Genomic DNA, 24,124 nt, shown 5'->3' on the forward strand with positions numbered 1-24,124 from the left:
TGCAGTTCTAACCGTTTATTTCCTGTGCAAATTTCAACTTGTTTTTTTTGATTTTTTCGTTAAGCGGACTGTCGCAGACAAAGTCGCCGTTTAAATCAACAGTGCCGGCGCTGTTTATATGAACGCGCACAAGTCTTCCGGAAAGAACCGCTTTTTGCTCTTCTGGATTTGAACGGTCATAATTTACAACAACCGAACCGTCAACTTCCGGCGCCTGAAACCAAGCCCTTCCAATTGCAATTCCTTCTTCAGGAGAATCTTCGTTTTGAGCGAGGACTTCTTCAATCAAAACATCGTAATCTTTGCCGCAACGCTCCTTTAAGCGCTGTGCTGTAATTTCTTCCTGAAGCGCAACCAGTTTTTCGGCACGCGCATTTGCTTTTTTTGCAGGAACCTGATTTTTTAAACTATAGGCCGGAGTATCATCTTCCCTTGAATACGGAAAACAACCTGACCAATCTGTGGAAATTTCTTTTAAAAAGTTAAGAGTATTTTCTGCCTGGGCATCTTTTTCGCCCGGAAAACCTGCCAAAAAAGTCGTCCGGATTGCCGCGTCTGGAAAAAAACTCCTGATTTTTTCGATTGTTTGCGCATATTTTTTGTGATTTCCGGTTCTGTGCATTTTGAGAATGATTTCGTCATCTCCGCTCTGAAAAGGAATATCAAAATAAGGCAAAAAGCGTTCATCGGATTTTATTACAGGCAAAATATCCGGATTAAAATGATCTGGATGAATATAAAGCAGACGAAGACGGAAAGTTCCTTCGATTTTTGAAATTTCTTTGAGCAAAGTGCAAAGTCCCGATTCGCCTTTGTCTTCGATGGCAAGCTCAGCATCGCTTCCAGGAGTTCCAAGAGGAAGATAAGTGCGGCCTGTTCCAAAAACGTTGTCAGAACAGCCTGTTCCGTAAGCTGCCAAATCCTGTCCGATCAAGTTGATTTCGTAAACGCCTTTTTCTAGGAGAGTTTTAATTTCTTCGATAATTTCTGAGGCAGGACGAGAACGCAATTCTCCGCGGATGATTGGAATTGCACAAAAAGAACAGCGGTTGTTGCAGCCTTCAGTGATTTTTACAAAGGCAGTTCCAGCAAAAGAAAGAAGAAGGTTTCGGTTTGCGCCGCAAACTCCTTTTTGAGCGAATTTGTGAACTGGACGCTTATTCTGCATAACTTCTTTAGCGGTAATTACGATTTTTGAAAGATCGCCGTTTCCAAAAAAACCATCGGCTTCCGGCAAATTTTCTTTTAAGTCTTCTGCGTAACGCTCGGCAAGACAACCTGCCAAAAGAATTTTTGCGTTCGGATAGTTATTTCTTGCATTTAAAACCGCATTCAGACATTCGGTTTTTGCAGATTCGATAAATCCACACGAATTGATGATGATCAAATCCGCCTCAGAAGGCTCAAAAGTCTGTTCCCACTCTTGAGTTCCTGTCAAATGCGAAATTAAGATTTCTCCATCTACCTGATTTTTTGCACAACCGTGCTGATCAATAAAAAATTTAATCGAGTTCATTTATTACCAGCTTGAATTTTCCATCTGTATCTTTTATCCAGCGAATATCCTGAACAATAACTTCTCCGGCCTTTGTTACTCCAATGTCGTATGTCTTTGTAGCAGCAATTACCTGAAGTTTTACAGTATTTCCGTTAGAAATCCACAGGCGAACGCCGTTGCTTGCAGTCATATTTACAGTGTCGCCGTTTGCAAGATAATCTTCGACAGCATCTTTTCTGTCCAGACGATAACGGAACAGACAGCCTGCGCGGAAGTCCGCACGGATCGTGAACGGATAAGCTCTTGTATCTTCGAGAATAACAGTGCGTTTTTGGTTTTGAGGAAGCTCTTCAACGCTTGGAATTTCGGAAGTTTTTGTTTCTCCTGCGGCAGCGTTCGAAGCGTTTTTAAGAAGAATTCTAACTTCAGCGCCACGGTCATTAGTTCCAGTAGAAACGTCTGAAACATAGACAATAAGTTCCGGCTTTGAGTCGCCGTCAACATCGACTTCGAGCTCTTCTGAAAGTTCAATATGCTGAATTCCTGCAGGAGTTTCCAAGCTCAAATCTCCGACAGTGTTTGCAACAGTCACAACAACATCACCGCTGCGGGTTCCCAAAATCAACTGGTCTCCTTTGTAAATTCTTGTCGCAAGGGGTTTTTCTGTAAGCTCATATTTTTTTGACTGAAAATCGTTCTGCAAAGCAACGAGCAATGCATGCTCTTCGGCTTTCTTTTTCATAAACAAAACCGCAAAAGTAACTCCTGTTGCAAAAACAAGAACCGAAATTATTATGATCACAGTAATTAAAACTTTCGGCCGTCTGCGGACAATCAAACCATCTGGAATCGGAGATTCCTGCAAAGTCTTTGCATGATAAAGCTGGAGCAGCTTTTGAGAATCAAGTCCAAGGTATTCAGCATAAATTTTCAAAAAACCGACAAGATATGGTTCGCCAGGAAAAACTACGGCATTTTCTTCTTCAAGAGCCTTCAAATAAGTAGAAGTAATTGAAGTTTCTCTGGAAATCGTTTCAAGTTCCAGTCCTTTTTCTTCCCTTTTGTTTTTTAGAATTGTGCCATAACTTTCCATTTTTGTTCTTCCCTGAAAAATTTACTTTAAAAAATCTTAAGGTTGCCTTTAAAAAAATACATTTTCAAAAGCAACCTGAAAAAAAAATGCGATAAATTAAAATTTTACAAATTACTGTTCGGTAAACAGAAAATTGTTGTAATTATTAGCAGAAGTTGGAGGATCATAAATAAAACGCTGATCCGAAATTCCCTGATTTATCGAATAATTTGAAAAATCAAACTGGAATTTTTCGTTTTGAGGCGTAATCGCTTCAATTCTGCGGATAAGCTTTGATTCCGGCAAAATTGCAAGGTTGATGTAGCGGAACGCTTCAGATGTATTGCGACGGCTCAAAACCAGTTTTACTACATTTTCAGTGCTTCCGTCTTCGAGAGGAACCGCTTCCTGTCCGCTTTCGTACGCAACAGAATAATACCTGCTCATTAAAGAAAGTCCCTGTGCAGTTGCAAGGCTTGCAGCGCTTCCTGTTCCAGAAGATTCAACTGTCTGATTTAAAATCGCAGCGGATTCAGGAAGATAAATCGTAAGCAAATCTCCGTTAAAACAGATTACCTGATTGTCTGGTTTTGTAAAATCAATGCGCAAAAGATTTGGGCGTTTAAAATTTACATGGCCTTCCATCACTTTTTTTGCAGTCTTGATTGAAACATCGGCCTCATAATCTTCGATTTTTCCATATTCTGCCGAAACATTCTGAAAAAAAGCCGCCGCGGTTAAAATTCCCTGAGCATAAACAGAAAATCCGGAAAAACAGGTAAAAATCAGCACCATCAATACAAATATTTTTTTCATTATTTTTCCTCATCAGTTGAAGTTGTGTTTTCTTCATTCAGTTTTGCCTGTTCTGCAAGTTCACGGCAATGAACTTCGCCCTTTACAATTTCGTAGAATTCTTTTCCGTCCATTGTTTCGATTTCAAGAAGGCGGTTTGCAATGAATTCAAGCAAATCTTTGTGTTCTTTCATCAATTCAACAACATGAGCATAGCGTTCGTTCATTACGCGGGCAATTTCTTCATCGACATAACGCTGAGTTTCTTCCGAAAATTCACGGTAAATATTTGGATCCGCGCCCTGATGTCCCAAAACACCTTTTCCAAGCGTCATGTTTCTGAATTTGCTGGACATACCAAAATCTGTAATCATGCGTTTTACAAGGTCTGTCGCACGGGCAATGTCGTTTGAAGCGCCTGTAGAAATGTCGCCGAGAACAACTTCCTCCGCAGCGCGTCCGCCAAGACAACTGTCAACTTCGTTTATAATATCGTTGCGAGTCATAAAGTTTTTTTCTTCTTCTTCGCGATATTGTGTAAATCCGCCGACGCCATGGCTTCTCGGAACGACTGTAATTTTGTTGACCGGAGCAAAATCCGGAGTAAATGCGGCAACAAGAGCGTGTCCAGTTTCGTGAACAGAAACAAGGCGCATTTCTTTTTTGTTGTCTTTGCGGCTCTTCTTTTTAAGACCAATGCTAACTTTGTCGATTGCTTCGTTAAAGTCTTCCATTGTTACTTTTTTGCGGCCGTTGCGGACTGCCATAAGAGCAGCTTCGTTTACAACGTTTGCAAGGTCTGCACCGGCAAAACCTACAGTTCCGTGCGCAACAGAAACAAAATCAACGTCTTTATCGATTTTTACGTTTTTAGAGTGAATTCTCAAAATGTCTTCGCGACCTTTTACGTCCGGTTTTTCAACAGGAACCTGACGGTCAAAGCGGCCTGGACGCAAAAGCGCAGGATCAAGAATATCTGCACGGTTTGTGGCAGCAAGAATAATAAGTCCTTTTTCGTTGTCAAAACCGTCCATTTCTACCAAAAGCTGGTTCAAAGTCTGCTCACGCTCGTCGTTTCCACCGCCATAACCGTTCATGCGGCTTTTTCCAAGGGCATCGATTTCGTCAATAAAAATAATGCACGGAGCTTTTTCGCGGGCCTGACGGAACAAATCGCGCACACGGCTTGCTCCGACACCAACAAACATCTCTACAAAGTCCGAACCCGAAATACTAAAGAATGGAACTCCAGCTTCGCCGGCAACTGCACGCGCAAGAAGAGTTTTTCCTGTTCCCGGAGGACCAACGAGCAAAACGCCTTTTGGAATTTTACCGCCAATGTCAGTATATTTTTTTGGTTCTTTCAAAAAGTCAACAACTTCGACAAGCTCTTCTTTTGCCTCGTCAACGCCAGCAACATCAGAAAAGCGTGTTTTTACCTTGCCTTCTTCAACTGTCTTTGCACGGCTTCCGCCTGCTCCAAAAATTGAACCCATTCCACCCATTCCGCTGCCCATTTTGCGGAAAATAAAGAAATACATTAAAAGGAGAATTCCAATCGGGAATGCAAAATTCAACAGAAGCTGAACAAACCAGTTTGTCTGTTTTATGATAAATTTATATTCAACATGTTTTTCGTTTAAAAGAGAAACAAAATCCTGCATTAAAACGCCAGTTGTCCGGTAGACTTTTCGGTTTTCGGTCTGAACCCTGCGAATTTTGTTCCATGGAAGCTGAGGCGATTTTAAAACTGAATCAGAAGTATCGCTTTGAGCTGAAGTTGTATTCTCGGCGACAGGAACTCCATATCCTGTAAATGAATTTTCGCCCATTTCGACATAGACAATTGTTCCGTCTTCTACAAGATTACGGAATTCCGAAAAAGGAATCGTGTTGTCGGCTTTTGGAAGCAAAAACATATTGATGAATGCAAGCGCAAGAACTGTAACGGCAAGCATTGTAAAAAATGGAAAGCGGGAAGGCTTTTTTCCACCGTTTTTGCCGCCATCTTCCGGTTCATCAATTGAAAGTTTAAAAAAACTATACGGATCAAAATCCTGAGGATTCTGCTTGTTTTCGTTATTTTTGTCTGCCGGCTTTTTTTCGGAGTTTTTTTTCTGTTTGTTTTCGTCTTTTTTTTCTTTTGGTTCCGGCACAAATGACGGTTTGTCCTGTTCGTTTTTCTGATCGTCGCTCATTTATTCCTCAAAAATTTATAGTGTTGATAAAATCGTTGTATCGTAACGTCTTAAAATTTGCCAGACTTTCTAAAAAATTGCCAGAGGAAAATTTTAGATTGGCACACTATAAATATAATAAAATTTGCATCATTATACAAACAGAAAAACTACGCTTCGGCAACAAAATTTCCAGTTACTGCGGCAGTTGTTGAATAGATTGAACGCTTTCCAAAATATGGATTGGCATTATGAATTTCTGCAAGCTGTTTTTTTACGCTTTCGATGTGTTTTTTTAATAAATCCTGATTGAGTGCATTTTGAGCAAGAACTTTTCTCTGTAAATCTGCAAGTTCCGCCTGCATTCTTTTTACGCTGTTTTTATCTTCTGCGCCAAGTTCTGTTCCGTGCGAAACCGCGTTATACATGCTTTGCATAGGTTCAATCACTTTCTGCAAATTTGAAATATTTGAAACAATCTGCTGTTCAAGTTCAGCATGAGCTACGAGCGCATCTCCGTCTTCTTCTTCAATCTTATTCTGCTGGCACTCAAGCACATGCAGATATTCTCTAAATTTATTGCGCTGCTGTTCAAGCAAAGTTCTAAAACGTTTTAAAACAGCAATTCTTTCGTCAATCTGTGCCTGAGTTAATTCCATAAATTACCCCTCGATATTAAGACCGCCACCAAAACCGGTGTTTACAGCATTTGACTGACTGTTTGCCGCCTGAACCCAAGCAGCAGACAGTTGATTAAGCATATTGAGGACAAATTCAATCTTTTTTTTGTCCTTGTTGATATTTGACGCCATAAGTTCACGGTTAAAATAAATGTAAAGCGACATAAGGTTTGAAGCAATTTCTCCGCCAGCCGACATGTTAAGGCTTGCCTGAAGCTCACTGATTATATCCTGAGCCTTCATTATATAATTTCCAAATTTTTCGATATTTTTTGCTTCGATTTTTGAATCTGAATCAAAACATTCCAATGCGTTGGTTAAATTTTTTATAGCGCCTTCGTAAAGCAAAACAACAAGCTTTCCCTGACTCGCTGTTTTTATTCCTGTGTTTTGATATGCCGCATAAGCATTGTTGATGAATCCCATTTTTAGCCTCCCACATCTTATAGAAGAGAATCTTTAAAAATGCAGTTTTAGAGATATTCTTCATTATATTTTCGGCAAGTGAATTTTTTTGTTTAGCAGGAAAGAAAGAAAAAAGTGTTTTAGAAAAATTTTTAAGATAAGTTTTTGGCGATTTTTCTAAAATCAGGCATATAGCGTTCTATATAGGAATAAAAATTTTTGTCGTGATAAATATACAGAAAATGAGTCATTTCGTGAAAAACAACATAGTCTATACATTCCTGAGGAAAATTAAAAAGTTCCCAGGACAAGGTAATTGTCTTGTTTTTTGTGTTGCAGTTGCCCCACATTGAGTGCATTGACCGCCCTTTTACAGTAAATTCCGGCAACGCTTTTTTTTCAAAAAAAGAAGAAAGCCTGCCGGCGCTCTGCATAAAATTTTTAAGCGCAGATTTTTTCCACAAGGCTGAATACTTGAAATTGCTTTGTCCCCGGATTCTGTCGGAAGACAAAAAGCCCGACTTTGCCGCAACTCCGTCCGGATTTAAGGAAGCGCTGTTTTGCCTTGATTTTTTTACTTTTTGAACACTTTTTTCAATCCAGTCTTTTTTTTCTTCGATAAATTTTTGAATTTTTTGTTCGCTTTCCAAAAAAGACGCAGTGCAGACAACTTCTCCAAAACGGTTTACGTGAAGACGGATTGAACGCATATTTTTGCGAATTATTTTGACTTTTATGCCGCTATTTTCCAAAAATTGCTCCAGCCGCGCCAAAAACTCCGCAAGAAGCAAGGGTCATTACAACTGCCGCTAAGAAAACTCCGCTCAAAACAGCAAGAACGGTCTGGCGCGGCTTCATGTCGAGAAGGCTGGCAGCCAAAGTGCCTGTCCATGCGCCTGTTCCTGGCAATGGAATTCCGACAAACAAAAAAAGCGCAAAAAACAAGCCGCTGCCAGCCTTTTGCTCAAGTTTTTCGCCGCCTTTTTTACCTTTTACAAGAAAAAAATTGCACAGTTTTCCAATGTATTTTTTTGAGCTTCCCCATTCAAGAAATTTTCTGGCAAAAAAATAGATAAACGGAACAGGAAGCATATTTCCGAGCATTGAAAAAAGATTTATTAAAACAATGTATTTTACAGAAAGAGATTCTTCGCCAAGCCCCAAAAAAGAAGAGACAAGGGCAACTCCGACAGGAATAGCGCCACGAAGTTCAATCAGCGGAATCATCGAAATAACAAAAACAATAAGAAAGATTTTTAACATTGTCCTAATATACAGGACAATGTTTTTTTATAAAAGTGGTGAATTTTGTATTTGCTTATCGCTATAGTTTTGCGTAACTAAAATTTTGTTTTTTTGTTATATTTTATTGTAGTTTACAAATGCTGACGGTGGACTTACGCCGGATGCGAAGGGCGCAGTTGGAGGCGAAGCCGCCAATGAGGGCTACCGAACCCGTAGCAGCCGGAAATTCGGGAAAATTCAGCGCCAAGACAGGCAAAATTCGGATAAAAATTTGAATGCCGTCCAAAAAGAGGTAAAATTAAATGATTGAAGTTTGTAAGCTTTCAAAGCATTTTGGGAGTTTTAAGGCTGTCGATGAAATCACTTTTTCGATTCCGACAGGACAAATTGTTGGACTTTTGGGGCCAAATGGCGCCGGAAAATCAACGACGATGAGAATGATTACCGGTTTTTTGCAGCCGACTTCCGGTTTGATTAAGATTGACGGCAAAAATATTGAAGAAAACGCCGTCGAATGCAAGAAAAAAATCGGTTACATGCCGGAAAGCGCGCCCTTGTACGGCGAAATGATTGTTGACGATTATTTGCGCTATGTTGCCCAGATTCAGGGACAGAATCCTGACGAAAAAGTTCCTGTTTTGTGCAGGGAATGCGGACTTAAAGAAGTTATGCACAAAAATATTTCTGATTTGAGCCGCGGTTACAGGCAAAGAGTCGGACTTGCGCATGCATTGATGAACGATCCGGAAATTTTAATTTTGGACGAACCGACTTCCGGACTTGACCCGAACCAAATTGGCGAAGTGCGCGCACTGATTAAAGAAATCGGAAAAACAAGGACTGTCATTATTTCGACACACATTCTCGGCGAAGTGGAAATGATTTGCGACAGGGTTATTATTATTTCTGGCGGAAAACTCGTCGCCGACAGTCCGACCGGAGAACTGAGGGAACGATACGGAACCAGCGCAAGTGTCTTTGTTGAAGTTTCTGGCTGCGGTTTTGAAAAACTCTCTGAAACATTGAAAAAAATTGACGGTGTTGGCGCCGTTACGGCGGAAAAAACGGAAAATGCGGGTCTTGGACACAACGAAAAAACAACAGGAGTTCTTGTTCAGGTTAAAGATAATATTGAAATCAGGCCGCAGATTGCAGAGGCTGTGGGCAAGGCTGGTTTTGAACTTTATGAACTTTCGCTCAGAAGAAACAGTCTTGAAGATATTTTCCATACTCTGACGGAAGATTCGCCTGCAGAAAACGCATTAACCGAAAAAAAATAAAGAGGATACAAAAATGACTGATATTTTAGAATCTAACAATCCGCTCTCCACAGCAAGTTCAACGGAAAAGACAAGTTCAAGGACAAAGGCAAAAAATCCGGCTTTTGTAATTATGTGCCGCGAATTAAAATCTTATTTTTCCAGCCCGATTGCTTATATCGTTACCGGACTTTTTACGCTGGCTTCCGGTTTTTTGTTTTTTAATACATTTTTTCTTGCAAACCGCGCAGAATTAAGACAGTTTTTTGGGCTCTTGCCGGTACTTTTTTCTTTTTTTATTCCAGCCCTTTCTATGAGGAGTTTTGCCGAAGAAAAAAAATCGACTTCTCTCGAAACCTTGCTCACTCTTCCAGTGACAGTTTTTGATGTTGTCGCAGGAAAATTTCTGGCTGTCTTTATTTCTGGTCTTGTACTTTTAATTCCTTCTCTTTTTTACGTTTTAACCTGCTTTATTTTTGGCTCTCCTGATGCAGGCCCGATTTTGGGCGGTTATCTCGGTTCAATTTTTTTAACAGCAGGTTTTAGCGCGATTGGAATTTTTGCTTCGAGCACAACGAAAAACCAGATTATTGCTTTTTTTGAGGCTTTTGCAATCTGCATAATTCTGACTCTGCTTTCAAATTTTGCGGTTTTTCTGCCGGCTTTTCTTGTAAGAACGGTGACTTACCTTTCTTCGCTAAGCCATTTTGAATCTATTTGCCGCGGAATTATCGACAGCCGCGACATTGTTTATTTTGTTTCGCTTACGGTTATCTTTTTTGCGCTGACTGTCCGCTCTGTAAAAAACGGTCAAAAATAAAAATTCTATAAAACTGGAGTTTAAAACAACAATATGAAAAAATTTATTGAATGGTTAAAAAGTCCAAAAAGCGACATTTTTCTCTTTTTAACTGCAATTATTCTTTTAAATCTTGTATGCTCAAAGGCATTTTTCCGCCTTGACCTTACAGCCCCAAAATCTTATTCGCTTTCGCAGTCGAGCAGGCAGATTGTCAAAAATCTTGAACAACCGCTTTCGATAAAAGTATTTTTTACAAAAAATCTGCCGGCTCCCTACAACACAATCGATCAGTATATCCGCGATCTTCTGGTCGAATACAAAGGCGCTTCAAATTCAAATTTTTCCGCTGAATTTTTTGACATGGACAAAGAAGAAAATCAAAAAATCGCAAGAAATTATGGAATCTCTCAAGTTCAAATTCAAGAATTAAAGAACAACGAAGTCGGCTTTAAGCAGGTCTGGATGGCTTTGACTGTAAGTTACGCCGACCGCACAGAAATAATCGACGGATTAAGTTCTGCCGACGGCCTTGAATACACTCTCACAACCACAATGAGCCGTCTTATAAGCACAACTTCGGCTCTTGCAGGATTGCAGGGAAAAGCAAAGCTTACTCTCTATCTGACTAAAAAACTTGAGCAGTTCAACATAAACGGCCTCAAAAATCTTGAAAAAAACGTTTCTGCCGCATATAAATCTGTAAACGCGAAAAACATGGACAGAATCGAATTTGAAACAATAGATCCTTCTGAGCAAGAAATTCCGGAACTTGTCGAAAAATACGGAATTCAAAGCCTGAACTGGCAGGACGCCGACGGCGAAAAAACTGGAGTTATCGGGCTTGTTCTTGAATACGGACAGGAATTTAGGCTTTTGAACGTAAAAATGGCGCGTTCGTTTTTTGGAAACATAATTTCTGGAACAGACAGCATTGAAGACGAATTGAGCGAAAACTTAAAAAGCCTTGTTTCTAAACCAAATATTATAGGCTATGTGACAGGACACCGCGAACTCGACTACAAAAACGCACAGTCGCAGGTAAACGCGGCGGTTTTCAATTCAATTATTTCTGACCGCTACGAATTTAAGGATTTAAATTTAAAAGATGATGAAATTCCTTCCGGCATAAAAAGTGTCGTTATAAACGGCGCAAAAGAAAAATTTGAAGAAATTGAACTTTACAAACTCGACCAGTTTTTGCTTCGCGGCGGAAATTTAATTATTTTTGACGACCAGTTTGAAGAAGTTTATCCGCAGGGACAAAACGCATATTACCAGCTTCCGCAGTACAAACCTGTCGACAACGGTCTTGAAACAATTCTCTCAAAATACGGAATTTCTGTCGGAAAAGATTACGTCATGGACGAAAACTGCTATGTAAACCAGGATCAGCGTTCAGGTTCAACTCCGCTCTACTTTGCTCCAGTGCTTCAAAAATCAAACCTCGCAAAAAACAGCCCGATTACAAAAAATCTTGGCTATGTGATTATGCTTCAGAACAGTTCTGTCAACGCAGAAGACGCTCAAAAAAACGCAGACGCAAAAGTTACGGTTCTTGCTTCATCTTCTAAAAACAGCTGGATCGTCAAGGACAACGTTACAGCAATTCCTCAGATGATTCGAAAACCGGCCGACAAAAGCGCAATGCAAAGCCAAAACCTTGCAGTTCTCGTAGAAGGAAAATTCAAAAGTGCTTTTGAAAAAAATCCAGCAGAAGAGCAGAACGGCGAATTTAATTTTACCGACCATTACGCAAAAAGCGTTCAAAACGGCAAAATTTTTGTGACAGGTTCTTCAAAAATCACAACGGGACAAGTCATGGACGAAAGCGGCAGACAGCCGGTTGCAATGTTTGTGCGCAACGTCATCGATTACATGAACGGCGAAATTGATTTGTGTTCAATGCGGACAAAAGGCTTGAGCTTAAACACTTTAAAAGTTAAAAAAGGCATTTCGGCAGACATTGCAAAATATTTTAACGAATTTGGACTTGTAATTTTGGTTGCGCTGTGCGGTCTTGCAGTTCTTGCAAAAATTACAGCTAAGAAAAAGGCAATCCGCGAAAAATACAATCCAGATGACAGCCGCGAAATTAAGACAGAGGAAACAAAATGAACTTAAAAAATGCAAAAATAAGAAAAATCGTTTTATTGACGGCAATCGCCTTTCTTGCAGCGATTTACGCCGTTCAACTTGTAACCGGCTCTCGTTCTCCTGTAAAAAACTTTATTTTGCGGGAAAAACCGGACACAATTATAATCGAAAACTCTTCGCAAACCGTAAAACTTTTTTATGAAGGCGGATTGTGGTACGTAGGTGAAGAAAAAAACAGCGGCGATGACCAGAAAATCGAAGCTCTGGTAGACGCCATCAAAAACATAAAAACACTCGGAACAGTAAGCCGCTCTCCGGCCGCTTCCGAACTCGACAGGTATGGTTTTACAGATTCCCAGACACTTACCGTCAAAGCAGAAAAGTCTGGAAAAACAATCCGAACATTAAAAATCGGCAAAAATTCTGAAACAAATCTTTCTTCTTATATTAGGCTCGACGAAAAACCGGAAACTTTGCTTGCAGACAGAAACCTGCGTTCTATTTTTGAAGTAAAAGCCGAAGACCTTGAACAACAAATTGAACAGCCACAGTCTGAACAACCGCAGGCTGAAGAACAAACGTCTGAAAATTAACGGCATTTAAAACGAAAAACGCGGACTATAAAAAGTCCGCGCATTCGCCTTAAAAACAACAAAAACTAAAGCAAAATTTTTAGTTTTCGAGCCAGACATTCGTAGTGAATTTTATTCACTTTTCCAAAAAGCTCGCCGTCAGTGTGGCTAACGTTTGGTTCAGAGGTGAACACATCTACAGTCCGGGCATCTTTCATAAAAAATCCTTTTATTAAATCCTGCCTTGCCGCAAGCAAAAAAGGAAACGCAATAAAACACTTCCATTTTGGGATTCTCGCCGCAAGAGTAAACGAGAGTTTTCCGTCATTTGCATTTGCATTTGGCGCCATTGGAACACCTCCGCCCTCGCACGGAAAATTCATCGCAGCAAGAAAAATCGCCCTGTCAAATTCCTGGAGTGCTCCGCCGTCAAAGCTCACTTTAAAAGTCGAAGTCTTCATTGTAAAAAGCGTTTTTACCGTCATAACGGCATAACTGAGAGAATTCAAATGCAGCTTGTTCATTATATTTTTGATTTTTGAGCGGTTAATTTCCGTTCCGACAAGAGCATTCAGTCCAAGTCCCGATGAAATTCCAAAAATCCGTCTTCTTCCACCAGACTCGACCATTCCAAGGTCAATTGTTTTTATTCCTGTCGAATTCAAAATCATATCGACAACTTTTTCTGTGTTTTTTAAGGGCAAACCCAATCCGCGGCTAAAATCGTTGCCCGAACCAGTAGGAATTACCATAAACTTTAACCGCTCAAAACTGCGGATTCCATTCAAAACCTCGTTAATCGTTCCGTCACCGCCAACGACAATCAGGCGAATATCATCATCTTCTTTTTCGCTAATCTGTTCCGCCAAAACCGCCGCATAGCCTTTTGTTTCTGGCACAAATTTTTGATATTTTACACCGCGTTCATCTAAAATTTTCTGAACCCTGTTCCAAACTCCGACTGCCTGTCCTGAGCCACCGTGCTCATTCACTATAAAATAAAACATTCTTCGATTTTAAAACACAATCTGGTTCAATTCAAGCAAAACAACAAAACAACAAAACAACAAAACAGCAAAAACAAAAAATTGTGTAAAAAGCCGCTTTTGCGCTCTCCGATTTAGTCTTTTCAAATTTTATTTCAGATTTTCAACCTGCTTTAACCAAAGTTCAACCGACGAATCACTCGGCATACGCCAGTCGCCCCTCGGCGACAGGCTCACAGTTCCAACTTTTACACCGTCAGGCATGCAAGACCTCTTAAACTGCTGGCCAAAAAACCTTTTATAAAAAATTCTAAGCGTATTTTTTATCGTTTCGTCGCTAAACGGCTCAAGATTTTTCTGTTTAACCGCAATTTTCGCCAGAAAATAAATCTTTTCAGGCGAAAAACCGTTTCGCACGCAGTTGTACAGAAAAAAATCGTGCAAAATATACGAGCCGACAGTATTTTCTGTTTTTTGGGCAATTTTTCCATCTTTGTCGGGCGGTAAAAGTTCAGGACTTACAGGAGTATCAATAATATCATTTAAGGTTTCTGCAAGTTTTTCGTTTTCCTTAAAAACAAAATCCGCATAATACTGAACAAGACAGCGCACCAAAGTCTTTGGAATCGAATTATTCACTCCGTAATTGCTCATTTGATCGCCATTGTAAGTGCACCAGCCGAGCGCAAGTTCAGAAAGGTCGCCAGTTCCAATCAAAATTGCGCCGTGCATGTTAGCCCAGTCAAAAAGAACCTGGGTTCTCTCGCGGGCCTGGGCATTTTCGTAAGTAACATCGTAAACATCAAGCGCATGCGACAAATCCTTCAAATGACCGCTAGCCGCTTCTTTTATAGAAATTTCTTCAAGCGAAGCCCCGCAACTTTTTACAAGCATCTTTGCATTTTCGTAAGTGCGCCCAGTAGTTCCAAAACCCGGCATCGTAATTCCAACAATATTGCTCCGCTCTTTTTTTAGAATATCAAAAGCCCGGCAGGCAACGAGCAGAGCCAAAGTAGAATCAAGTCCGCCAGAAATTCCCACGACAACTTTTTCAACTCCAGTATGCCTTATTCTCTTTGCAAGCCCCCAGGCCTGCATCTGCGTGATTTCTGCACAACGCGCCCACATTTTTTCCTGAACCTGAGGCACAAAAGGATGTCCGTCAATTTTCCGCTCAAGATTTTCATTTTTCAAAAAATCTGTGCTTTTTACAGTTATTTCCTGAAATTTTGCCGGCAAAGACTGGTTTGAGCTTTGAGAATTTTTAAAAAAACTGCTATTTTGCGAAAAAGTTTCCATTCTTATGCGTTCGTGATTTATTTTTTCAATATCAATGTCGCTTATAATAAATTTATTTTTTTCGTCAAAAGGCTTTTTTTCTGCGAGGAGGCTTCCGTTTTCGGCAATCAATGAATGTCCCGAAAAAACCAAATCCTGTGTCGATTCTCCCATTCCCGCATTTGCATAAACATAGGCACAGACATTTTTTGCACTGTTTCCCAAAATCAAGTCTTTCCTGTAAGAAGCCTTTCCAATCACTTCGTTTCCAGCCGAAAGATTGACGATTACATTTGCTCCGTTCAGACAAAAAACTGTCGAAGGAGAAAGAGGAACCCAGGCATCTTCGCAGACTTCTGCCGCCAAAACCGCACCTGTAAAACCTGAATCGTCATTTATTTTTAAAAGTCCGCCAACCGGCCAGTCAAACATTTGCTCATTGCAACCACAACTTGCTTCAAAAGGCGTAAACCAGCGTTTTTCGTAAAATTCGCCGTAATTTGGAATAAAAGTTTTCGGATAAATCAGAATTTTTTCGGCATTGCTCAAAAGAGCCGCAACATTGTAAAGAGAACCAGAAAATGAGCGCAACGGCAAACCGACAAAAACCGCAATTCCCTGAGTATGCGCCAAAATCACGGTCAAAGCGTTTTTTGCACTTTCAAGCAGGAGATTCTGCTCAAAAAGGTCGGCGCAAGTGTAGCCCGTAATACAAAGTTCCGGAAAAACTGCAATTTGAACACCTTTTTGCTTTAATTCGTCAATGCACCGGCAAATATTCAGCACATTCTGCTCAACGTCTCCAACAACAACATCCGGCGAAACAGCCGCAACACGCAAAAACCCAAAATTCTTCATATAATTACTATATCAAAAAAAACATTATTTTTATGCAAGATTTGCACACATCACAAAAAAAAATTATTATCTTTATTGAAGAAAATTTTCTTATAAGGTTAAATTTCGGACAAGATACGCAAACGGAATTCAATCTAAAAACTGAGGATAAAAATAAAATGGAAAATCAAAACGATATAAAAAATCAGGAAAAAACCGAAAAACCGGAACTTACAAAAGACATGCTCGTAAGCACGCTTGTAGCATTTTATCCTGAACTTACCGAACCTCTCATGCTCATGGGAATGCACTGCATAAGTTGTTTTGCTTCTCAAATGGAAACACTCGAAGAAGCGGCAATGGTTCACGGTTTAAACGCAGACGAAGTTATCGAAGACTTAAAGGATTTTTTACATCAGGCGGAAATTCAAAACGAAGATAAATAAAAGCGCTCCGAACAATTTTTTTCAAAAAAAATCCGAATTTAAGCGAATAATTTTTTAATTCACTCAAATTCGGAAAAAAAATTATACGGGCGTTAACCAAAAAAATGCACCGTCCAAGGCGCAGATTATTTCATCAACTCGCGGTATTTTTTTGCAAGGCGAGCTGATTTTTTTGCAGCAAGTCCGCAGTAGTTTGCAGGATGTTCAAAGAAATTTGCAGGATTTTCTACGCCAAGTTTTTCAAGCTGGGTTGTAATATCTGCATATTCTTTTTCGTGAGTTTTAAGCACTTCAAAGAAAGTTTTTCCAGACTTTTCTGCCTCAAGCGTAATCTGACGGATAATTTCGTGTCCGTCGTTGTATCCGGCTTCGCCAAGAAGAATGTATGCAGGTTCAGCAAGAACGCCACCCTTAACTTTTCCACCAGCACTTTCAAGATTTTTTGCCATGTTGTCGCGGTCAGCCTGCAATCCTTTTACGACAGAATTCATTCTGCTTACTGCCATTGTAAAGCCGGCAATATAGTCAGTAATAAATCTCTGGCTTGCAGAATTTGAAAGATCGCGCTGATGTTCAGAAATCTGATCCATATAGAAAGTTATTACGCGAGGACACATAGCCTTCCACAAAGATTTTACGTGTTCAGAGTTCCATGGATTGCGTTTCTGAGGCATTGTCGAAGAGCCAACCTGAGTTGCAGCAAAATATTCAAAAACCTCGCCAATTTCTGAACGCTGAAGATTGCGGAGGTCGTCCGCCAAATTGGCAATAATACCGAAGGCAACATTCATCTCAAGCAAGAGGCGAAGAACGTGTTCTGCTTCTACAAGCTGGTTTGAATATTCAGACGGTTTAAGTCCCAAAAATTCAGTATAAATGCGTTCAAGTTCTTCAGGATCTTTTACAATCATCGAAGGACCGTTGTAAGAACCAACAGGACCGGCAAGTTTTCCAACCAGGTCGTCAGAAAGTTCTTCGATTTTTAAGATTGATTTACCAAGACGGGCAACAAATTCTGCAATTTCCCAGCCAAAAGTAATAGGAACAGCGTGCTGACCGTGAGTGCGTCCAACCTGAGGAGTTGCGCTTTCGCGTTCTGCAATGTCGCAAAGATAATTTTCAAGTTTTTTAAGTTCAGGAAGCACAACATTTTTAGTAACATCGCGCATACGACAAGAAAGAGCCGTATCCAAAATATCAACAGAAGTTGCTCCGAGGTGAATAAGAGGTCCGATTTTAGAATCAACCTTCGTCTTCATCACGTTTACAAGAGCGCGGATATTGTGCTTAGTCTTTTCTTCTTCAGCATAAACTTCTTCCGGGTCAATCGCAGAAGCAACATCGTCAAGTTTTTTAGCAAGTTCGTCAGTAAGCTGGCCGCGAACCTTCAAATGCGCCTTTACAAGAGCCGCCTCGCATTTAGCGCAAGAACGGATAGAAGCCTGTTCAGAAATATACTGCGACAGTCCGTCAAAAACCGCCTTTTCCGAAATAGAATAGCGGTGGTCGATACAAGAAAGATTTTCAAAAATGTTACGAGTTTCCATAAGACAAAATTATAATAAATTACGCCCAATTTCTCAATAAGAAGAAAAATCCGGGCGGTCCGGCACAAAGTGCCGTCGGGCTTTGCAGGGTTGGCATTGCTCCGCAACGGCTTCGCCGCCCTTCCAATCCCTACCGCAAAACACAAAAAACGCAATTTATTTACTTTTGCAAAATTTGTGTTATTATCTATCGTATGTCTAATTCTTTAATTCCTAATCGCAGCGAAATCCCGGCTTCTGACAAATGGGATCTTTCTACTTTGTATAAAACCAACGAGGAGTGGGAGGCTGATCTTGCCAAAACTGCTCCTCTCACACAAAAATTCGCCAGTTTTAAGGGCAAACTCAAAGATTCTTCACAATCGCTTTTGAATGCGCTCAAAGCCTACGAAGAGCTTTTTAAAACCCTCGAAACCGTTTACTGCTACGCAAGCCTTTGCCACACTTCCGACGAAAGCGACAGTTCTTTCCAGGATATGGAAGGCAGAGCGATGATGGCTTATGCAAAAGCCGGCGCAGAAGCCTCGTTTTTTTCTCCGGAACTAATGGCAATTCCTGACGAAAAACTCAACGAATGGATTAACCTGCCGGAATTTGCCGACTACAAAATCTTTATTCAAAAAGAACTGCACGAAAAACCTTACGTTTTAAGCGAAAAAGAAGAGAGAATTCTCTCGCTTGCCGCCGAAGCCTTGCAAACTCCTGACAATGCGTTCAGTTTGCTCGAAAACGTTGACATGGATTTTGAAAGCGTGACTGTAAATGGCAAAGAAGAACCTCTAACACAGTCAACTTTTTCTCTTTTAATCAGAAATCCAGACAGAAATGTCCGGAAAGACGCATACAAAAAATTCTATAAGTCGTTCGTAAAACATCAGAACGTCATTGCTTCGCTTTACGCCGGAAACGTAAATTCTGACATTTTTTATGCACGCGCAAGAGGTTTTAATTCCAGCCTCGAAGCAAGCCTTTATTCAAACAAAGTTGAACCGGCTGTTTATAAAAATTTAATCGACACTGTTCACAAAAACCTGCCGGCCCTGCACGATTATTACTCGCTCCGAAAAAAAATGCTCGGTTTGAACGAACTTCGCCATTACGACGTTTATGTTCCGCTCGTAAAAGACGTTGAAACAAAAACAAGTTATGAACAATCCGTAGAAATTTGCCGCAACGCGCTCGCTCCGCTCGGAAAAGAATATACCGACATTTTGTGCGACGGTCTTTTAAATGGCTGGGTTGACCGCTACGAAAACAAGGGAAAGCGTTCCGGCGCATTTAGTTCAGGAGCTTACCGCGGCTATCCGTACATTCTGTTAAATTACAAGGACGATGCAATCCGCGACGTCTTTACAATGGCCCACGAAGGCGGACACTCAATGCATTCTTATTTTTCAAAGACAAACAATCCGTTTATGTGCTACGACTACACGATTTTTGAAGCGGAAGTTGCCTCGACTTTTAACGAAGAGCTTGTCTTTGAATATCTCTTAAAAAACGCAAAAACAAAGGAAATGAAAGCCTACCTTCTGGCAATGCGCGCCGACGACATTCTTGCAACCCTGCACCGGCAGACAATGTTTGCAGAATTTGAACTCAAGGCCCATGAACTTGTCGAAAATGGAACTCCTCTCAACGCCGAAATTCTGCGAAAAATCTACCGCGAGCTTTTAGTTCAATATTTTGGTCCGGAAATGGTCTTTGAAGAAGAAAGCGACATGGAAGGCTTGAGAATTCCTCATTTTTACAATTCTTTCTATGTATATAAATATTCGACCGGAATTTCGGCAGCCCTTGCTCTTGCAAAAAGGGTTACGAATGGCGGCGAAAAAGAAAAAGAAGATTATTTTAAATTCTTAAAGTCTGGCGGAAGCCGTTATCCGCTCGAAAGCTTAAAAATTGCCGGAGTTGATATGTCTTCAACAAAGCCTGTGCAAGACGCATTGGACACTTTTGCACAGATTGTCGATGACTTAAAAAAACTCTAATTTTTTCCCGGACTTTGGATTTTATTAAAGAACGGCAGGTTTTCTGCCGATAATCTAACGGCAATGGTACAGCATTTTTTTGCAGTGCCTGCCGGAACGTTCATTGAAAAACAGCTGTTCAATGGCGTTTTGACAGAAAATTTGCGAGGAACAGAAGTATGGAAAAAAAAGAATTTTATTCATTCTACAGAAACATTCCAAAAGCAGAAATTCACATTCACATCGAAGCCGTAATAAGCAAGGAATCGATCAAAAAGCTCTATCTAAAAAAGAACGGAACTGAATTTTCTGACAGTTCGCTGGAAGAATTATTTTCATACTCGGATCTGAACGGTTTTATTACCGCATTTTTGCAAGTTCAGGATTTATTTACGGAAGTAAGCGATTTTGACCTTGTTTTTGAAGACTTAAAAAATTATCTTTTGCGAAATGGAATAATCCACTGCGAAGCTTTTTTTGCTCCTTCAGCCTTTATAAAAAAAGGTTTTTCGTATAAAGAAATGACAAAAAATTTCGCCAAAAACATAAAAAAAATCAAAGACGAAACAGGAATTACAGTCTGGCTCTCTGGAGATGTAAGCCGGACTTTTGGGCTTGAAAACGCCGAAAACAATTTTAAAATGTTCAGCGAAAATCCATTTGAAGGCTTTATAGGAATCGGACTTGGAGGCGCAGAATCAAAAGGTCCTTCAAGAGATTTCGGTCCTGTTTTTGAAAAAGCGCTTGCCGCCGGATACCATGCAGTTGCACACGCTGGAGAAGACCAGGGCCCGCAGTCAATCTGGGATGCGCTCAAAATCTGCCATGCGCAAAGAATTGGACACGGAATTTCTGCAATCCAGGACGAAAAACTTATGGATTTTTGCGCAGAAAAGCAAATTCCGTTTGAAGTTGCCCCGACAAGCAACGTTTTTACAAAAAAATTTGTAAAATCTCTTTCAGAACATCCATTCCGTGCTTTTTTTGACCGGGGAATGCTCGTAACTCTCAACACCGACGATCCGCTTTTCTTCGGAGTTGAACTTTTGGACGAATATTGGAACGCCTACAGCCAGATGAATTTTTCGCACGAAGAACTCAAACAAGTCATTCTAAACAGTTTTAAAGCGTCGTTTTTAAGCCAAATAGAAAAAGAAAAAGCCATTTCCGAAGTTGAAAAAGCCTGGAAAAACAAAAAATGACGTCAGTTGCAGATTTTATAAAGCTTCCAAAAAAAGATTTTCATTCAAGCCTTGATTTAGGAATGCGCTACCCTTCTTTTGTTACATGGGCAGGATTTTATGTCCCGGACTTTCCAGAAGACGGCTCGCCTGTCAAAATCGAAATGCGCAGTCAGGTTCACGAATACACTTCTATGAGAATCGCAACAGAAGACGACATAAAAAAACTTCTGTTTCTTTCAATTTCCGAAAACCTTGCCGACAACATAATTCAGACAAACGCAGCAATCGACAGCAAGCTTTTTCAAAACTGCGAAAAAAACTGTGAATTCTTCCAACTTTTAAAGACTAAGATTCAAAAATACAGCGGCCGCACAAAATCAGACGCTTTTTTCGCACTCGACGCCGATTCAGCTGATTTTAGGGAAAACACCCTGCAGTTCGCAAAATCCTTTTTATCGAACGAAAATTCAAAAGAACTGTTCAAAGGAATTTATTTTTATGGAAAAAACATCCTTAGCCTGACGGAAAATTCAGCAGAACTTAAGGAACTGATTCAAACCGCAAAAAAAAACGGCTTAAAAATTCGGGTGAATTTAAGTCCTTGCGATTCGGCAAATGATTTTTTTAGGGTTTTGGATTTTTTTGAGCCACAGGTTCTGATCAACGCAGACAGCGCGGCAAATTCTGGCGAAATTTTAGCTTTGCTCAAAAAAAACTCAATTCAAACTGTTATAACGCCGGAAACCCAATTCAAAGACAAAAAAATGGATTTTTCAGAAAAGGCAAAAAGAATGCGTTCATTTTTAGAAGCAGGAATAGAAACTTTTCTCGGAACGCAGAGCATTCTTCTTTTTAATAAATCAATCAGCCAGTTTGCAAGCGAACTTTGCAACACCGGGCTTTTTACAAAAGAAGAAATGCTCTCTATCTTAAAAAACTGCTAAAGATAAACCATCAAAAGCATAATATCTGAATTTCGGATTCCGGAAATCCGGCTTGCCTGTCCGAGCGTCAACGGACGGATTTTTTCAAGTTTTCCGCGGCTTTCGGCGCTCAAAGCAGGAATTGCTCCGTAATCAAAGTCTGCCGGAATCTTGCGGTTTTCCATTTTGTGCATTTTTGCAACGCGGGCATCCTGTTTTTCGATATAATACTTGTATTTAAAATCTTCCTGGGCAACTTTCCAAATTTCTGGCGCGTAACCTGGATTTTGAGCGTCTTTTTTCTTTAGCAAAAGCGCCACGGCTTCATCAATCAAAGCATATTTTGCGCGCATAGACTGAATCTGCTTTTCGGTTTTTAAGCCAACAGCAAAGGCTTTTTCGCTAAGCCTGCGGTCAGCTGTGTCATGCCGCAGTTTTAGGCGGTACTCGGCGCGAGCGGTAAACATCCGGTAAGGCTCTTTTGTTCCAAGCGTAACCAAATCGTCAATCAAAACGCCGATATAAGCTTCATCTCGTCCCAAAATAAGAGGTTCCCATTCAGGAATCGACTCAAAATTTTCGTAACCGCTGTCGCTCTGCGCTTTCTGCAAGGCTGAATTTATCGCCTTTGTTTCTCTGGCAGAAATTTCCGCAAAAGCCGCAATTTCTTCGTCTGTCATGCCGGGCTTGTTTTGAAAAGCGCCTTTTTCCATACTTGCAGGAGCCTGTCCCATTCCAGAAGATGGAGAACAGAGAGGTCCGCAAAGTTTTTGGTGAGCTCTGGCATAAAGAGCGGCGTTAATTCCTGCAACAAGTCCCTGGCCGGCAGCCTCTTCGTAACCAGAAGTTCCGTTTATTTGACCAGCGTCAAAAAGTCCGGCAACGCGTTTTGTTTCCAGGCTCGGATAAAGCTGAGTCGGCTCAACATAATCGTATTCAACGGCATATCCTGGACGGCTTACCGTGCAGTTTTCAAAACCAGGAATTGTGCGCAAAAAAGCATCCTGAATTTCTTCCGGCAAACTTGAACTCAAACCGTTAAGATAAATTTCATCCGTCTGCAAACTTTCAGGTTCGACAAAAAGCTGATGTCTGTCGCGCTCTTCAAAACGCATTACCTTGTCTTCAATTGAAGGACAGTATCGAGGTCCAATTCCGCTGATTTTTCCGGAATAAAGAGGAGAACGATTTATATTTTTTCGGATAATTTCGTGGGTTTTTTCGTTTGTATAAACCAGATAACAAGGAACCATCGGACGGTCAATTTTTTCATCATCAAAACTAAAAGGAATTACTTCCTCATCGCCTTCCTGCAGCTCAGCCTTTGAAAAATCAACTGTATGACGCAAAATTCTCGGAGGTGTTCCAGTTTTTAGGCGGCCAGTTGTAAATCCAAGGCGGTTGAGCGAATGAGTAAGACCAAAAGCACCGCCTTCGCCAATTCTTCCGCATGGAGCGTCGTATTCACCGATAAAAATGCGTCCGCCCAAAAATGTTCCGGTAGTAAGAACAACAGAGCGAACAGGAATAATTCTTCCGCGCTCTGTAACAATCGCAGTAACTTTTTGTCTTTTTCCAGAACGGGCAGCTTCCGTCAAACTTTCGGAGCGGAATTCTCCAGGAATAGAGCCTTTTTCTGCGGAAGTATCGCTGTCCGGAGGCAATGGAGAAGAAGAAGCCGTTGTCAAAATATCAACGACCGTATCCATCAAAGTGGAAAGGTTTGGCGTTGTCTCGATAGTCTGCCGCGCCAAAGAAGCATAGAGAATTTTGTCTGCCTGAGAACGAGGCGACTGAACGGCCGGACCGCGACTTTTATTCAACATACGAAACTGAATCATCGAGTTGTCTATAAGCTTGGCCATTTCGCCGCCAAGAGCGTCGATTTCCCGGACAATGTTTCCTTTTGCAACGCCACCAATCGAAGGATTACAGCTCAAGCGGGCAATCGAATCAATTGTCTGAGTTACAAGAAGAGTTTTAAGCCCCATTCGGGCACAGGCCAGACAGGCTTCTGTTCCAGCATGTCCGCCGCCAATTACAGCAACATCAAATGAATCATAAAAAGACATACGAAAAATTATAGTGAAATCAAAGTTCTGTATCAAATCCAAAATAAAATTCTCAAAAAAATATTTTTTTGTAACCTTTTCCCTTTACGTTGTTTTTCCAAGTATAAAGCGACAAAAAACAATCTCTTTATGTTACAAAAAAACTTCCTACTTTGCTTCTTGCACCAGTCTTCCTCCGGGCTGGTGCATTTTTTTTGTTTTTTGCGTCTTTTTTATTCAAAATATCAGCAATTTTTACAAATTCTTACCACAGTATATAACAAACCGTTTTTTACCGCTATTTCT

20 protein-coding genes are annotated in these 24,124 nt (G+C 40.6%); 8 read left to right on the top strand and 12 right to left on the bottom strand.

From position 1 onward, the window contains the following. Positions 1 to 7: 7 nt before the first annotated feature. From rimO to B5D47_RS04885, 8 genes are all read right to left on the bottom strand, one after another. The gene (gene rimO, locus B5D47_RS04850; protein WP_078930704.1) at positions 8 to 1,516 is read right to left on the bottom strand and encodes a 30S ribosomal protein S12 methylthiotransferase RimO; all 1,509 of its coding nucleotides are present in this window, start codon (positions 1,514 to 1,516) and stop codon (positions 8 to 10) included. Further along, the gene (locus tag B5D47_RS04855; protein ID WP_078930705.1) at positions 1,503 to 2,591 is read right to left on the bottom strand and encodes a helix-turn-helix domain-containing protein; all 1,089 of its coding nucleotides are present in this window, start codon (positions 2,589 to 2,591) and stop codon (positions 1,503 to 1,505) included. Before B5D47_RS04855 ends, rimO begins: the two co-directional genes overlap by 14 nt. 111 nt (positions 2,592 to 2,702) lie before the next feature. Further along, the gene (locus B5D47_RS04860) at positions 2,703 to 3,386 is read right to left on the bottom strand and encodes a LolA family protein (RefSeq protein ID WP_078930706.1); all 684 of its coding nucleotides are present in this window, start codon (positions 3,384 to 3,386) and stop codon (positions 2,703 to 2,705) included. Continuing rightward, positions 3,386 to 5,563: an ATP-dependent zinc metalloprotease FtsH gene (gene ftsH / locus B5D47_RS04865; protein ID WP_078930707.1), complete on the bottom strand. Its 2,178-nt coding sequence runs from the start codon at positions 5,561 to 5,563 to the stop codon at positions 3,386 to 3,388. The genes B5D47_RS04860 and ftsH overlap by 1 nt, the downstream gene beginning before the upstream one ends. A 149-nt stretch (positions 5,564 to 5,712) precedes the next feature. Then, positions 5,713 to 6,201, bottom strand: coding sequence for a flagellar export chaperone FlgN (flgN, locus tag B5D47_RS04870; RefSeq protein WP_078930708.1), 489 nt, complete (start codon positions 6,199 to 6,201; stop codon positions 5,713 to 5,715). A gap of 3 nt (positions 6,202 to 6,204) precedes the next feature. Continuing rightward, positions 6,205 to 6,648: a flagellar export chaperone FliS gene (gene fliS / locus B5D47_RS04875; RefSeq protein ID WP_078930709.1), complete on the bottom strand. Its 444-nt coding sequence runs from the start codon at positions 6,646 to 6,648 to the stop codon at positions 6,205 to 6,207. Between the two features lie 131 nt (positions 6,649 to 6,779). Then, positions 6,780 to 7,379: a M48 family metallopeptidase gene (locus B5D47_RS04880; protein WP_078930710.1), complete on the bottom strand. Its 600-nt coding sequence runs from the start codon at positions 7,377 to 7,379 to the stop codon at positions 6,780 to 6,782. Continuing rightward, the gene (locus B5D47_RS04885) at positions 7,369 to 7,890 is read right to left on the bottom strand and encodes a COG2426 family protein (protein WP_078930711.1); all 522 of its coding nucleotides are present in this window, start codon (positions 7,888 to 7,890) and stop codon (positions 7,369 to 7,371) included. The genes B5D47_RS04880 and B5D47_RS04885 overlap by 11 nt, the downstream gene beginning before the upstream one ends. A 284-nt stretch (positions 7,891 to 8,174) precedes the next feature. On the opposite strand from B5D47_RS04885, the gene B5D47_RS04890 reads away from it, so the two are divergent. The 4 genes from B5D47_RS04890 to B5D47_RS04905 are packed head-to-tail and all read left to right on the top strand — an operon-like array spanning position 8,175 to position 12,620. Beyond that, positions 8,175 to 9,152, top strand: coding sequence for an ABC transporter ATP-binding protein (locus tag B5D47_RS04890; RefSeq protein WP_078930712.1), 978 nt, complete (start codon positions 8,175 to 8,177; stop codon positions 9,150 to 9,152). Between the two features lie 13 nt (positions 9,153 to 9,165). Further along, positions 9,166 to 9,951, top strand: coding sequence for an ABC transporter permease subunit (locus B5D47_RS04895; protein ID WP_078930713.1), 786 nt, complete (start codon positions 9,166 to 9,168; stop codon positions 9,949 to 9,951). A 33-nt stretch (positions 9,952 to 9,984) separates the two neighbouring features. Continuing rightward, positions 9,985 to 12,048 carry a GldG family protein gene (locus B5D47_RS04900; protein ID WP_078930714.1) on the top strand — a complete coding sequence of 688 codons (2,064 nt, stop codon included), beginning with the start codon at positions 9,985 to 9,987 and terminating at the stop codon, positions 12,046 to 12,048. After that, a complete protein-coding gene (locus B5D47_RS04905; protein WP_078930715.1) occupies positions 12,045 to 12,620 on the top strand; it encodes a DUF4340 domain-containing protein in 576 nt (191 codons plus the stop codon). The genes B5D47_RS04900 and B5D47_RS04905 overlap by 4 nt, the downstream gene beginning before the upstream one ends. A gap of 65 nt (positions 12,621 to 12,685) precedes the next feature. On the opposite strand, the gene B5D47_RS04910 is transcribed toward B5D47_RS04905, so the two are convergent. Together B5D47_RS04910 and B5D47_RS04915 are read right to left on the bottom strand one after the other, a co-directional pair. Then, positions 12,686 to 13,606 carry a diacylglycerol/lipid kinase family protein gene (locus tag B5D47_RS04910; protein ID WP_078930716.1) on the bottom strand — a complete coding sequence of 307 codons (921 nt, stop codon included), beginning with the start codon at positions 13,604 to 13,606 and terminating at the stop codon, positions 12,686 to 12,688. 129 nt (positions 13,607 to 13,735) lie between these two features. Beyond that, a complete protein-coding gene (locus tag B5D47_RS04915) occupies positions 13,736 to 15,721 on the bottom strand; it encodes an NAD(+) synthase (protein ID WP_078930717.1) in 1,986 nt (661 codons plus the stop codon). 158 nt (positions 15,722 to 15,879) lie between these two features. On the opposite strand from B5D47_RS04915, the gene B5D47_RS04920 reads away from it, so the two are divergent. Continuing rightward, positions 15,880 to 16,146 (top strand): DUF1858 domain-containing protein, encoded by a 267-nt coding sequence (locus tag B5D47_RS04920; protein WP_078930788.1) that lies wholly within the window; start codon positions 15,880 to 15,882, stop codon positions 16,144 to 16,146. Between the two features lie 125 nt (positions 16,147 to 16,271). Here the strand turns inward: B5D47_RS04920 and B5D47_RS04925 are convergent, their stop codons facing one another. Then, positions 16,272 to 17,693 carry a lyase family protein gene (locus B5D47_RS04925; protein ID WP_078930718.1) on the bottom strand — a complete coding sequence of 474 codons (1,422 nt, stop codon included), beginning with the start codon at positions 17,691 to 17,693 and terminating at the stop codon, positions 16,272 to 16,274. 194 nt (positions 17,694 to 17,887) lie between these two features. On the opposite strand from B5D47_RS04925, the gene pepF reads away from it, so the two are divergent. From pepF to B5D47_RS04940, 3 genes are all read left to right on the top strand, one after another. Next, complete coding sequence (pepF, locus tag B5D47_RS04930) at positions 17,888 to 19,681, top strand: oligoendopeptidase F (protein ID WP_078930719.1); 1,794 nt, start codon at positions 17,888 to 17,890, stop codon at positions 19,679 to 19,681. Between the two features lie 158 nt (positions 19,682 to 19,839). Beyond that, a complete protein-coding gene (gene add / locus B5D47_RS04935; protein WP_078930720.1) occupies positions 19,840 to 20,862 on the top strand; it encodes an adenosine deaminase in 1,023 nt (340 codons plus the stop codon). After that, positions 20,859 to 21,788 carry a hypothetical protein gene (locus B5D47_RS04940; protein ID WP_078930721.1) on the top strand — a complete coding sequence of 310 codons (930 nt, stop codon included), beginning with the start codon at positions 20,859 to 20,861 and terminating at the stop codon, positions 21,786 to 21,788. The genes add and B5D47_RS04940 overlap by 4 nt, the downstream gene beginning before the upstream one ends. Here B5D47_RS04940 and B5D47_RS04945 read toward each other — a convergent pair. Then, the gene (locus tag B5D47_RS04945; protein WP_078930722.1) at positions 21,785 to 23,839 is read right to left on the bottom strand and encodes a tRNA uridine-5-carboxymethylaminomethyl modification enzyme MnmG/GidA; all 2,055 of its coding nucleotides are present in this window, start codon (positions 23,837 to 23,839) and stop codon (positions 21,785 to 21,787) included. The two genes, B5D47_RS04940 and B5D47_RS04945, sit on opposite strands and share 4 nt — an antisense overlap. Positions 23,840 to 24,124 lie beyond the last annotated feature (285 nt).

Origin of the sequence: Treponema berlinense, from assembly GCF_900167025.1 — a bacterium.
In the GTDB taxonomy this organism is placed as follows: Bacteria; Spirochaetota; Spirochaetia; order Treponematales; family Treponemataceae; genus Treponema_D; species Treponema_D berlinense.